This window comes from Bacillus sp. OTU530, assembly GCF_038440375.1.
Window position 1 is genome coordinate 66,814 of record NZ_JASATP010000025.1, and the last position, 13,276, is coordinate 80,089.

Consider the following 13,276-nt stretch of genomic DNA (forward strand, 5'->3'; position numbering starts at 1 on the left):
CTAAGCCTCCTTGTGTACAAAAGAATCGTTCCGAATCGTTTCCAACATTTCTTTTAACTGCTGATAAGCAGAATACACTAATTCTTTTTCCACCTGTAATTGTTCGAATTTCTTCCGATATGTTTTAGACTCTGTTAAGTCGCGTTTCTCAGTCAAATGAGATAGAAAAATGACACCATCTTTTATTGTAACAAATTCAAGTTCAAAAAACACCTGTGTCATAAAATTTACTGTGTCTTTTGACCAACCCTTGTACCGGCATAGCTCCTCTCCGTGTTGCACGAGAGAAAATGGAGATTTCTGCCGAAGAAAAGCATAAAACCATTTAAAATGATCACGGGTTGGGACCGTGCTGAACGTATGATCCGCATCGCTGAGCAACACTGCATAAACGCGGGCCGGAAAGCCATATGCTAGTACATTACGCAACTGCTCAAGCGAAGAGGGCAAGTCTAAGAGCACCACGTACTGCCCTTGTAAAATACCTGACTGGATGTCGGGTGCATCAGCAGATATAGCATAGCGCTTATAGTCCTGAGGCAGCTTTTCCAAGGACAGTTCATCAAAATACAAGATGTTAAGACACTGGCTTGGCAGCGTTGCAAGCTGCTTCTCAAACCCGCGCATGCTGCGCCAGTCAAATAGCTGCCACTCTGTAACCGCAATATCCTGAATGATCACTTGCGGCTTTCGGAAATTATTCCATTCATTAATCGACAGCTCCCCAATGGCAGAAACGCGTGCCGCCGGCGAGATGTGCTCCGCCAATGGACCTAAGCCAAAACCAATGCCATCGAGACGAGCCTGGCCATTTGTAAACATAACCTTTAGATGAGAACCGTCCGAACCAATTGGTTTTATGCTCTCAAGTGATACATTCTCCACTTGGATACGCGGCTTCGGATTGCCAGCCCCAAACGGCGCCAGCTGCTGTATCTCCTCTATCACAGGCAGCGTAATGTCTTCAAGACGACACACCGCATCAACAGTCTTAACGGGCATCAAATCCTGCATTGAAAGCTGCTCTGCTGCCAGTTCATTAAGCCGTCTTCTTAGCTCATCCACATGGTCCATATCGAGTGTCATCCCTGCTGCCATAGGGTGCCCGCCAAAGTGTGGCAGAATATCGCGGCAATCAGATAGATTGGCAAATAAGTCAAAGCCTTCAATGCTGCGTGCTGAGCCCTTCGCAATTTTCTTTACGCTATCGACACCAAGAATAATGACCGGTCGGTAAAAACGTTCTACAAGCCGTGATGCAACAATGCCAATAACGCCAACATTCCATCCTTCTTTTGCGAGAACAAGTACATGGTTTGTTTCCGGAGGATAGTGCTCCTCCACCATTTCAATAGCCTCTGCCGCAATTTCCTGTACAATATCCTGACGCAGCTTGTTCAAGCTATCAATCTCTTGTGCGAGCTCCAACGCTTCTTCCCTATCCTCTGATAGGAGAAGGTGAACAGCTGGAGCTGCGTCCTCTAGCCGGCCGACTGCGTTAATACGAGGGGCAATTGAAAATCCGACGCTTTCCTCATTCGCCGCATACTGTTGGACATTGGCCACCTGAAATAAAGCAAGCAATCCAGGGCGCTTCGTATGCTGCAGCTTTTCCAAACCGCGAATCACAAGCAGACGGTTTTCATCATGCAGTGGAACAAGATCAGCAATTGTACCAATCACCGCAATATCCAGTAAGTGCTCTGGAACCTTGCCAAGCAAAGCGTGCGCCACCTTAAACGCAACTCCGACACCGGCCAATTCGCCAAATGGATACATGCCCCCTCCAAGTCTTGGATGAATAATCGCGTATGCATCAGGAAGCTCTGGCGGCGGCTCATGGTGATCAGTAATAATCAAATCAATACCAAGCTCCTTTGCGAGCCTTGCCTCATTAACAGCAGAAATACCTGTATCAACTGTAATAATTAATGAAAAACCAGCTTGCTGTGCCCAGCGAAACGCCCCCTCATTTGGTCCGTATCCTTCGGTAAATCGGTTTGGGATATAAAATTCCACATCAGCACCAAGCTCAAGAAGCGCCAGCATTAAAACTGTTGTACTGCTAACACCGTCAGCATCGTAATCACCGTATACGAGAATTTGCTCTCCGTTCTGGACAGCTAGATGGATTCTCTCTACAGCCCGATCCATATCTTTAAGCAGGAACGGGTCATGAAATGATTGCCGTTCACTATGTAAAAAGCTTGTAATCTCTTCTTCTGTATGAAGTCCCCTATGAACTAATAAAGAGGTAATAACGGGTGATAGCTGCAGCTTATGCGCTAACTGCTGAGCCAACTCCTCGTTCCCTCTTATATGTTTCCAACGCGTTTTCGGTTGTAACAACGAAATCACCCCTCAATTCATTCATTATACTAAACCGGTTATAAGGTGACAATGAAATGCCAAATACCCTTATTTAACAGCAGTAAGAAAAGCAGACAAGGCCCGCCTTTTATGGCAGCGTAGGGGTGAGCCAGAGTAAAAGGCGCTTTTTGCCTTTTGCGGAGGTTCAGCCTGGAGTCTGACATTTTGGGCCTTGGGAGCTAGACATCACCCCGAACAGTTATCCTTTCTTATCTTGTAAAGAAAACTCGCCGATTGGCGAGCCCTGTTCTTAGGCGTAGTTGCCCTTATACTGTATTCCTAACATTTCTCGCCACGTCGAATTGTCTTCCAGCTAGAAACTTATACTGTCTTAAAGTGCAAAAAAGACGAGGCTCTCTACCTATCGCAGATACACCTCGTCTTTTTAAAACAGTTATAGCCACCCTGTTTTCCTTTTTGCTACACCTGTATGTCTGATGTTGGCTCCGGTTCTCTTTTCGTTCTGCCCTTCTTCAGACGGTTCTTCTCAAGAATCAGCCAAATTTGCGAAGCAACGAAGACCGAGGAATATGTTCCAACAACTAGTCCGATTAACAAAGCTAATGAGAAGTTACGAAGAGATTCACTTCCGAAAATCAATAATGCGATAACCGGTAAAAGAACCGTTAATACCGTGTTGATCGAACGTCCAAGCGTTTGACGGATACTCATATTCACAATATCCTCTAGGTCAGCTGCAGACCGAATCTTCTTTTTCTCTTTATACAGTTGTCGATTTCGGTCAAATGTTACGATAGAATCATTAATCGAATAACCTACAATTGTTAGTACAGCTGCAATAAACGGTAAATCTACTTCCAAGCGCAATATGCTGAACACTATAATGATGAAAAAGGCATCATGCAAGAGTGCTAACACAGCAGATATTGCATACGTAAAACGGAAACGGAAGCTCACGTATAAAATGATACCAACCGATGCAATGAGCACGGAAATTAACGCATTGCGTGCAATCTCCTTCCCGATTGTTGGTGAAACAGTACTCACATTCGGCTCATTTCCATACTTGCTTTTTATTGCATCTTTCAGTCCCGCAATCTCTTCCTTCGAAAGAACCCCGTGCGTCCGCACAGCTGCTCCTTCGTTTTTCGTACCTGTTAGTACGATATCCTCAGGATCAATATTCAGCTTTTGGAGGTCCGCTTTCAGTTCAGAAGCAACAATTGTTTTGTTACTTGTCACATCAATACGCGTTCCGCTTGAAAAGTCGATACTAAGATTTAAACGGAACAATGATATAGCAATAATCCCTACGACAACTGCTGCAATCGAGAAAATCAAAAAGCGATTTCCTACTTTTACAAAGTCTATACGATCAAATTTAGTCGGTGCATACTCTACACCTTTTGAAAGAGAAATAACATCCCGGCGTTTTACACCAAAATACCCTATCTTCTTATCAAATAAACGGCTCTTTACAAGGAGACCTAATAATAGGCGTGTTCCCCCAACATTTGTAACGAATCCAATAATAAGGCTGACAATTAAACTCGTCGCAAAGCCTTTTACCGAGCTTGTGCCGTATACGAATAAAACGACAGCAGCTAGCAATGTTGTAATATGCGCATCCAAAATCGTAAGAAAAGAATGCTTATTTCCAGCCCGATACGCGGCCATCACTGATTTTCCGATTTTCAGCTCTTCTTTAAAACGCTCATCCGTAATGACGTTCGCGTCAACAGCGATACCGACACCGAGTATAAGAGCCGCGATACCCGGAAGCGTCAAAACGGCATGCATCCAATGAAAAGTAACGAGCGTAATATATGTATACAATGTTAACATAATCACCGCAACGAGTCCTGGAAGACGGTAATAGGCAATCATAAACAAGAAAACAAGAGCAATCCCAATTGCACCGGCAACGATTGTTTTTTGCAATGCAGTTTCTCCATACTTGGCTCCAACAGATGTAGAATACAACTCTTTGAGCTCAACTGGCAACGCCCCAGCATTTAACAAGTTTGCAAGTTCCTTCGCTTCGGCTGCCGTAAAGTTTCCGACGATTGATACATCCGTTTGGGTAAATACTTGATTAACAGATGCTGCAGATAAGTATTTCGGCTTTACTTTTGCCGCCTCTGCTTTATAGGAATCCTTTCCTTCCTCAAAATCAAGCCAAATGACCATTAAATTATCCGGCTTCATCGCAAGCACTTGCTCCGTTACACTTTTAAACTTATCCGCATCCTTTAAAGTAAGAGCTACGCTTGGCTTTCCTTGCTCGTCAAATGTTTGACTCGCACCGCCCGCCTTTAAATCAGCTCCGTCCATCAATACCTTGTCATTTATGTCACGGAATGTCAGCTTGGCTTGGGTTGCCAGAATCGATCTTGCCTTTGCTTGATCCTTCACGCCAGCAAGCTGTACCCGGATGCGATCATTCCCTTCAATTTGAATGTTCGGCTCGCTTACACCAAGAACGTTAACACGCTTTTCAAGTGCCTCTACCGTACTTAACAATGTCTTGCGCGTCAGCTTCTCGCCTTCCTTCGCTGGCTTTACCTCATATAAAACCTCAAAGCCACCGCGCAAATCGAGTCCCAGATTGATACCTTGTGTAATATTCTTTGTTGTCGCTCCGATGATGCCGCCAATGAGCAACACAATTAAAAAGAAAGCCACAATTCTGCTTTGTTTTGCCATTTCTGTCGATTGCCTCCTCATTCTCATACGAAACCATTATAGAAAGAAGCCTAGATACCTGTCAAATGAATGGTTATTTGTTTTCATACTCCTCAAACGACGAAAGCGGCGCCTTATATGCCTGCATCGTTAAATATGTCATGTAATCACTTGTAGAGAGCGTCAAAACATCATTAACGAGCTGATGGATTTTAATTTCTTCTGGTAACTGTTTCCACTTTTTACTCTTCAAACATGTCCATATTTCCTGCTCTGTTACGCGATCATACCCGAGCATGTGAAATTCCTCCATCTTACTTTGCAGCACAACATTAAGCTCCTGTCGATAAGCATCAATTCCAACTTCCTTATCAGTCATCAAAAGTCCTCCTTTCGGGTATCATCCCCATTACCATGTCAACCAGAGATTCTGTTATACACCTGTTTGTTCCCTTGACCTAGGGAACGGTTACAACGCATCACTCACAGCAGAGCGGCGGGCTAGGGTAGAACCCGGCAGCGTGTCTTCACCTAACTGATCAACGGACTGTATCATGCTAAGACAATTCCTTCTGCACTCACTCGTACCAAAAAGTAATGAACCACACTCTCTCAAATCTACAGGTTATAATTCGAAGGGGTTAGCTAAGAAATCATATTAGCCTAGCTCCTCTCTAGACCCCCAACGCCATATATACAGGCAATCATTTGCTAAGTAAAGGGCAATAAAAAAGCTTGTACATATACACCTTGTCATGCTTGACCCCACCGAGCGCATATAAATTATTGTAAATCATTCTATGGCTTTTGAGAAGGTGGGAAACAAATGACGAAGCAAAGCTTTTTACGCGGAACGTTAATCTTAATTATTGCTGGTCTTGTCACAAGGGTGCTCGGCTTCGTAAATCGGATTGTGATGGCAAGGATTTTGGGGGAAGAAGGAGTCGGGCTGTATATGATGGCCGTTCCAACTTTTATTTTAGCGATCACCGTTACACAAATCGGTCTGCCTGTCGCAATCGCTAAACTCGTTGCCGAAGCCGAAGCGATAGGAGACCAGCAAAAGGTTAAAAAAGTGTTAACCGTATCCCTTGCAGTGACGCTTACCTTAAGTGTCGTCATTACGGCAGCTCTCATGGTTGCGGCACCGATTCTTTCTAAAACCGTTCTAACAGATTCTCGGACCTACTATCCGCTCATAGCCATTTTGCCGGTTGTACCAATTATTGCCGTATCCTCCGTACTGCGCGGCTATTTCCAAGGAAAACAAAACATGAAGCCAGGCGCGTTTGCACAAGTAATTGAACAGATTGTCCGCATTACCTTAATTGCTGTCTGTACACGTGCTTTCCTGCATCTTGGTATAGAGTACGCAGCGGCTGGCGCAATGGTTTCAGCTGTAATCGGCGAGCTAGCTTCCCTCTTGTATATGCTGTTTATGTTTCACCGTGAAAAACACGTTGCCGTTCGTTCTCACTTTTTCCGTACGGTGAAAAACGGCAAGGATACGCTCAGCTCACTGATGTCCGTCGCCCTCCCGACAACTGGGAGCCGCTTTATCGGTTCTGTTTCCTATTTTTTAGAGCCCATTGTTGTCGCTCGAAGCTTGGCGATGGCAGGCGTCGCCGCCGAGGTTGCAACAAGGCAATATGGGGAATTAAACGGCTATGCGCTGCCACTTTTATTTTTGCCGTCCTTTATCACATATGCCCTATCCACATCGCTTGTCCCCTCTATTAGTGAGGCGGCGGCAAAACAACAGCACCAGCTTGTCGAGTATCGGCTTCAGCAAGCACTCCGCTTGTCGTTTATTTCTGGGGGCTGGTCAGTCATTATTTTGTACGTATTTGCTTCTCCCATTATGACACTTATGTATCACTCCGATCATGCAGCGGTGTTTGTAAAAGTGCTCGCTCCTTGTTTTATCTTTTATTACTTTCAAGGACCGCTCGCTTCTGTTTTACAAGCATTAAACATGGCAAAAACAGCAATGATCAACAGTCTAATCGGCTCAGTAGTAAAAATCATTGTTATCTTTGTTCTTGCCTCACGTCCGGATTTTCAAATCATGGGCTTCGCGTTAGCCATTGTAGCCGGGCTTACAACCGTAACAATTCTGCACTATGCAACCTTGCTCAAACGCATTACCTTTACCATCTATGCAAAGGATTATATCTACGGTATGCTTGCGATTTTCTTAGCCGGATTTACTGGATTTTACTGCCATGAGCAGCTGACTTTTTCCGATTCACTTGGTATGCAGACACTCTGCTCCATTGTTGTCACAACAGCAGTATACATTGTGCTGCTCATGATATTTCGTTTAATCCGAAAAGATGAGCTGCGCCGAATTCCAGTACTCCGCAACCTATCCTTTCTAAAGTAAAACAGCCTCCGCGCATGGAGGCTGTTTCATTTATCTATTAAATCCACAAAAAACTCTCCATCCTGAAAGCTGCAATACGAAATTTCCGCAATATCCGGATAACCAAGCTCCTGCAGCTGTTGCCGGAGCCATGCCTCCGTTTTTTTCATTTCGGATAAATTATCATACTGAACAAGCCCATCTAAGATAAGCGGAAATGTAAAGACCGGATTTTGTTTTTGGCTTTTTGGGTTGGGTTGCTTTTGAAACACTGACAAACGACCGGATGGTTCCAAAATGGCGTATTCAACGTCGCGTAGATCTCCAATGTCTTTTTCGCGAAGCTGGACAAGCAAATCCTCAAAGTTATAGCGATTTTTGCGCATTTTCCGTTCATCTATTTTTCCGTCTCGAATTAAAATCACGGGCTCTCCGTCAAGAAGTTTGCGCAATTTTTGACTTTTTATTGACACTAACGCCAGGGTGATTTGAATGAGCATTAAGGTCACCATCGGAATAATTTGATCCACAAGGGGCTTCTCCCTATCCTCAATCGCGATGATCGCAATCTCACCAAGCATAATAAAGACGACCAAATCCAACACACTCAGTTCACCAATTTCCCGTTTGCCCATCAGGCGAAAAATTACTAAAATAACACCGTATAATAAGATAGTCCTCCAGACAATTTCAAGCTCTTGCCATCCCATACTCTCATTCTCCTCTTCTGCCATACTCCATTATTATCTTTCCCGAGGCTTGCAGAACTATCACGCAATTTTTCATTCCTCATTCACTAGAAATTAGTCTATCTCAGCAGGTTATTCAATATGCTTGTATTATAAGGAGGGATCCACATGTCATCGACAAAACGATTAGGAGTAGCTGTCCTGTTTGGTTTAGGAACACTTCTTGCGTTAGCTGCGCTCACAAGTCTCATTATAGCTATGCTGCTGAAAATGACGGAGCTAGATGAGGCCAATTTGGCAATTACTATTATGATTCTTGCAATTATCTCTATGATTATTGCCGGCTTCATCTCGGGATTAAAAGCAAAAGTCAGAGGCTGGTTTGCTGGGGGGGCAACAGGCGTTGCCTACTCTGTTCTTGTTTTTCTTTTCAACTATCTGGGCCATTCACAAGGGCTTTCAAGTGAGAATATGCTGTACCAGCTTGGTCTCATCGCCGCAAGCATGATCGGGGGCATTTTCGGAGTAAATGCCGCAAAGAAGGAGTAAGGAAAGCTCACCGATTGGCGATTCGTTATTTACGCCGAGAGCCCCTTTCTCTACAACAGACATCTTATGAAGGCTAAATAGCGCCCCAAACATATATTTGGAAACAAAAAAACTTGGCACTTTATATGCCAAGTTTTTTTATTATGCTTGCTGCTTTTTCACTTCACGTACCGCATTGCGATCAAACGTTAAACGAGATCCGTCACTTCCTACTAGAACAAGCGTCGTATCAGTAACAGAATCAACGATGCCATGCATTCCGCCGATTGTAATGACTTGATCACCCTTTTGCAAGCTGCTTTGCATTTGCGCTACTGACTTTTGACGCTTTTGCTGCGGACGGATTAATAGAAAATAAAACACCGCAAACATTAAGACAAGTGGCAACACCTGCGTTACTAAACTGTTCATGCCTTACTCCTCCTTTTTAAGTCTCGTATGTATGACTTAGAAATTTTTTGCATTCGGTTTGTTAAAGCCGTATTGCTCGAAGAACTCTTCACGGAAATCGCCAAGACGATCTTCTCGAATGGCTTGTCTCACCTGCTCCATTAATTTTAACAGAAAATGAAGATTATGATAAGACGTTAAACGAATTCCAAACGTTTCGTCGCATCGAATTAGATGACGGATGTACGCGCGTGAATAATTGCGGCACGTATAGCAATCGCATTTCGGATCAAGCGGTCCGAAATCTCGTGCAAACTTTGCATTTTTAATAACGAGACGGCCTTCGCTCGTCATGCAAGTTCCGTTTCGGGCAATGCGCGTCGGCAGCACACAATCAAACATATCGATACCACGAATTGCGCCATCAATTAATGAGTCGGGCGATCCCACTCCCATTAAGTAACGCGGTTTGTTTTCTGGAAGAAGCGGCGCTGTAAAGTCAAGCACACGATTCATCACATCCTTTGGCTCCCCAACAGATAATCCACCGATTGCGTAGCCTGGGAAGTCGAGCGAAATTAAATCCCGCGCACTTTGACGACGCAGTTCCTCGTACTCGCCACCTTGTACAATACCAAACAACGCTTGATCATGCGGACGCTCATGCGCCGTTAGACACCGTTCCGCCCAGCGGCTTGTCCGCTCTACAGAACGCTTCATATATTCATATTCAGCCGGGTACGGCGGACATTCATCAAATGCCATCATGATATCCGCACCGAGTGCATTTTGGATCTGCATCGCTTTTTCCGGAGACAAGAACAATTTATCTCCATTCAAGTGATTGCGAAAATGCACACCCTCTTCTTCAATTTTACGAAACTCGCTTAAGCTAAATACTTGAAAGCCGCCAGAATCTGTTAAAATGGCACGATCCCAGTTCATAAACTTGTGCAATCCGCCTGCCTCGCGCACAATTTCATGCCCAGGACGAAGCCATAGATGATACGTATTACTCAAAATAATACCTGCCTGCATTTCTTTCAGTTCTTCCGGCGACATCGTTTTTACAGTAGCTAATGTGCCAACAGGCATAAAAATGGGCGTTTCAAATGAACCGTGCGGCGTGTGCACGCGTCCTAGTCTTGCACCTGTTTGCTTACATTTCTTAATAAGTTCATACTTTACTGCCATAAAATAGCTCCTTCCTGTTCACATACAAAAGAAAAACAATTCGTACTATATAGCAACTAACACCATCAAAAATTTCTCGCTACGTCGAAAGGTCTTCCAGCTAGAAATTTATACTTTCCTACAGTGTTAAATTAAAAGCATCGCATCTCCAAAGCTGAAGAAGCGATATTTTTCCTTCACCGCTTCCTCATACGCATGAATTACATGCTCTCTCCCTGCAAGCGCACTAACGAGCATAATAAGCGTCGATTTCGGCAAATGAAAATTTGTAATGAGTCCATCAATTGCTTTAAATTGATAACCCGGATAAATGAAAATATCCGTCCAGCCGGAAACAGCGCGGAATTCACCGAATTGAGATGCAATTGTTTCAAGCGTACGCGTGGACGTTGTCCCGACCGTAATAATACGTCCGCCATCTTGCTTCACGCGGTTTAACAGCGCAGCTGTCTCTTTAGACATATGATAGTATTCCGAGTGCATCTCATGCTCTTCGATCGCACTAGCTGCTACTGGACGAAATGTTCCAAGTCCAACATGGAGCGTAATAAAAGCGATATGCACACCGCGATCGCGAATCAGCTGCAAAAGCTCTTCTGTGAAATGCAGACCCGCAGTTGGTGCTGCCGCTGAGCCAACCTCGCGCGCAAATACAGTTTGATAACGATCGCGATCCTCTAGGCGTTCTTTAATATAAGGAGGAAGCGGCATTTCGCCAAGTTCATCCAGAATTTCATAGAAAATGCCCTCATACGAAAATTGCAGCAATCGCCCGCCTTGCTCCCCTATACCAGTGCATATCGCCTTCAGTCTACCCTCGCCAAACGACAGTACAGTTCCTTCCTTCACACGCTTTGCCGGCTTAACAAGCGTTTCCCAGCAATCATTCTCTTCCTGCTTTAGAAGTAAAACTTCAATATGCGCACCTGTATCCTCTTTTACACCGTAAAGACGTGCAGGCATTACTTTTGTTTCATTTAGTACAAGACAATCTCCTGGATTTAAGTATGAAAGAACATCAGCAAAATGCTTATGCTCAATCTCACCGCTTTGCCGATGCAGTACCATTAGGCGGGAGCTTTCACGTTTTTCTAGCGGTGTTTGAGCAATAAGCTCCTCCGGCAATTCAAAATCAAATAAACTAATATCCATAATTCCACCTATTCCTATTTAAATCTTCCTATTACATACAAAATAAGCGACAATACAATACTAATTAAAATGGATGTTACAATGGGAAAGTAAAAAGTAACATTTCCTTTTTTAACTAAAATATCCCCCGGAAGCTTGCCGATAAGCCTCCAAACAAGACCGATCACAATAAACAAAACACCGAGAGTCAAAAATAATTTTGAAAAATCCATCATTGCTTCGGTGCCTCTCGCTGAAAATGCTCATATGCCAAAGAGGTAGCGATGCGTCCACGCGGCGTACGCTGCAGAAAACCGATTTGTAATAAGTACGGCTCGTATACGTCCTCAATTGTATGCGCCTCTTCACCGATTGTCGCTGCTACTGTATCCAAACCAACTGGACCACCCCGAAATTTATCAATAATGCCAAGTAATAACTTATGGTCAATATGATCCAAACCCAGCTTGTCGACCTGAAGCAGTTCTAGCGCTGTTTGGGTAATTTCAAAGGTAATAATGCCGTTTCCGCGCACCTGAGCAAAATCCCGTACACGGCGCAGCAAACGGTTAGCGATACGCGGGGTTCCGCGTGATCTTCTTCCGATTTCATGAGCAGCCGATGCTTCAATTTCAATCGTAAACACATCTGCTGTTCGTTCAACGATATGGGACAACTGATTCACGTCATAATATTCCAAGCGGCTTAACACACCGAAACGATCACGCAGCGGGGCGCTGAGCGCGCCAGCACGCGTCGTTGCACCTACGAGAGTAAATGGCGGCAAATCCAAGCGGACTGATCGGGCAGAAGGACCTTTTCCAATCACAATATCAAGACAAAAATCCTCCATTGCCGGATAGAGTACTTCCTCCACTGTACGCGGCAAACGATGAATTTCGTCAATAAACAAAACGTCTCCTGGCTCAAGAGCCGTTAGCACTGCCGCCAGATCACCGGGACGCTCAATTGCCGGGCCTGATGTCGTACGTATATGCACTCCCATCTCCACTGCTATAATATTTGCTAAAGTTGTTTTCCCTAATCCAGGTGGACCATACAATAAAACATGATCGAGTGTTTCCTCTCGCAATTTTGCAGCTTCAATGAAAATTTCCAAATTATGTTTTACTTTTTCCTGACCGATATATTGCTTTAACGTTTGCGGTCTGAGCGAGTATTCAGATTCAGCATCCTCAAATACCGCTTCCCCAGAAACGAGACGTTCGTCCACGATCCTCACCTCTTACCGTTTAATAGAAGACGAAGTGCCTTTTTAATATATTCCTCGGTTGAAAGGGACTCTTTTTGCAGATCGGGCACAACGCGATTGATTTCGCGCTCCGCATAGCCAAGCGCCTTCAGTGCCTCCAATGCCTCCTCTAGCTCGCGGGCATTCCCCTCCTCATCAGAACGGGACGAGGCTGAAAATAAATCTGGCATAAAATCAGCCAACACATCTCCAAGCTTCCCCTTTAAATCAAGAATCATTTGCCGAGCTGTTTTCTTGCCGACACCTGGAAATTTCACAAGAAATGTCTCATTTTCCTGCTCAATCGCCTGCACAACCTGCTCAATTTGACCAGCTGCCAAAATAGCTAGCCCCCCCTTTGGTCCGATGCCTGAAACGCCAAGCAGCTTCACAAACAAAGAACGCTCCTGTCTCGTCTGAAAGCCATATAAGGCCAATACATCTTCTCTAACGTACTGATATGTATAGACACGAACTGACTCCTTACTCGTTCGGAACGCATACGGATTTGGCGTCAAAATTTGGTATCCGATTCCGTTATGATCAATCACAACGTATTCCGGTCCCGTATATTCCACGCTTCCTGTAATATATTCAAACAAGGTACGACCTCTCCCTTTTTAGTCATGACTTTCATTGTATCATAAGTTACCGAAAAAAGTACAAACACAGCGAGAGGTCTTAAATTTA

General features: G+C 44.4%; 12 protein-coding genes. 2 read left to right on the plus strand and 10 right to left on the minus strand.

The genetic code is table 11. From position 1 onward, the window contains the following. The 3 genes from recJ to AAHB12_RS18420 form a co-directional block, all read right to left on the minus strand. The gene (recJ, locus tag AAHB12_RS18410; RefSeq protein ID WP_342046357.1) at nt 1-2,349 is read right to left on the minus strand and encodes a single-stranded-DNA-specific exonuclease RecJ; all 2,349 of its coding nucleotides are present in this window, start codon (nt 2,347-2,349) and stop codon (nt 1-3) included. Nucleotides 2,350-2,790: 441 nt separating this feature from the next. Further along, nucleotides 2,791-5,037 carry a protein translocase subunit SecDF gene (gene secDF, locus AAHB12_RS18415; protein ID WP_342046358.1) on the minus strand — a complete coding sequence of 749 codons (2,247 nt, stop codon included), beginning with the start codon at nt 5,035-5,037 and terminating at the stop codon, nt 2,791-2,793. A gap of 73 nt (nt 5,038-5,110) precedes the next feature. Next, entirely contained in the window at nt 5,111-5,395 is a 285-nt protein-coding gene (locus AAHB12_RS18420) for a post-transcriptional regulator (protein ID WP_342046360.1), read from the minus strand. A 447-nt stretch (nt 5,396-5,842) separates the two neighbouring features. Between AAHB12_RS18420 and spoVB the strand changes: the two genes are divergently transcribed. Next, nucleotides 5,843-7,402 carry a stage V sporulation protein B gene (gene spoVB / locus AAHB12_RS18425; protein ID WP_342046362.1) on the plus strand — a complete coding sequence of 520 codons (1,560 nt, stop codon included), beginning with the start codon at nt 5,843-5,845 and terminating at the stop codon, nt 7,400-7,402. Nucleotides 7,403-7,428: 26 nt separating this feature from the next. Here spoVB and AAHB12_RS18430 read toward each other — a convergent pair whose 3' ends face one another. Beyond that, a complete protein-coding gene (locus tag AAHB12_RS18430) occupies nt 7,429-8,091 on the minus strand; it encodes a DUF421 domain-containing protein (protein WP_342046363.1) in 663 nt (220 codons plus the stop codon). A gap of 147 nt (nt 8,092-8,238) precedes the next feature. Between AAHB12_RS18430 and AAHB12_RS18435 the strand changes: the two genes are divergently transcribed. Beyond that, nucleotides 8,239-8,619 carry a TIGR04086 family membrane protein gene (locus AAHB12_RS18435; RefSeq protein ID WP_129727685.1) on the plus strand — a complete coding sequence of 127 codons (381 nt, stop codon included), beginning with the start codon at nt 8,239-8,241 and terminating at the stop codon, nt 8,617-8,619. Nucleotides 8,620-8,760: 141 nt separating this feature from the next. On the opposite strand, the gene yajC is transcribed toward AAHB12_RS18435, so the two are convergent. The 6 genes from yajC to ruvA all read right to left on the minus strand — a co-directional run bounded on the left by yajC (nt 8,761) and on the right by ruvA (nt 13,188). After that, nucleotides 8,761-9,030 (minus strand): preprotein translocase subunit YajC, encoded by a 270-nt coding sequence (gene yajC / locus AAHB12_RS18440; RefSeq protein WP_129727686.1) that lies wholly within the window; start codon nt 9,028-9,030, stop codon nt 8,761-8,763. Nucleotides 9,031-9,066: 36 nt separating this feature from the next. Beyond that, nucleotides 9,067-10,203 (minus strand): tRNA guanosine(34) transglycosylase Tgt, encoded by a 1,137-nt coding sequence (tgt, locus tag AAHB12_RS18445; RefSeq protein ID WP_129727687.1) that lies wholly within the window; start codon nt 10,201-10,203, stop codon nt 9,067-9,069. Nucleotides 10,204-10,329: 126 nt separating this feature from the next. Then, nucleotides 10,330-11,355, minus strand: a complete 1,026-nt coding sequence (queA, locus tag AAHB12_RS18450) for a tRNA preQ1(34) S-adenosylmethionine ribosyltransferase-isomerase QueA (protein WP_129727688.1) — start codon at nt 11,353-11,355, stop codon at nt 10,330-10,332. Between the two features lie 14 nt (nt 11,356-11,369). Continuing rightward, entirely contained in the window at nt 11,370-11,570 is a 201-nt protein-coding gene (locus AAHB12_RS18455) for a DUF2905 domain-containing protein (RefSeq protein ID WP_129727689.1), read from the minus strand. Then, nucleotides 11,567-12,568 carry a Holliday junction branch migration DNA helicase RuvB gene (gene ruvB, locus AAHB12_RS18460; RefSeq protein WP_342046364.1) on the minus strand — a complete coding sequence of 334 codons (1,002 nt, stop codon included), beginning with the start codon at nt 12,566-12,568 and terminating at the stop codon, nt 11,567-11,569. The genes AAHB12_RS18455 and ruvB overlap by 4 nt, the downstream gene beginning before the upstream one ends. Before the next feature lie 5 nt (nt 12,569-12,573). Next, a complete protein-coding gene (gene ruvA / locus AAHB12_RS18465) occupies nt 12,574-13,188 on the minus strand; it encodes a Holliday junction branch migration protein RuvA (protein WP_129727691.1) in 615 nt (204 codons plus the stop codon). Nucleotides 13,189-13,276: the final 88 nt, after the last annotated feature.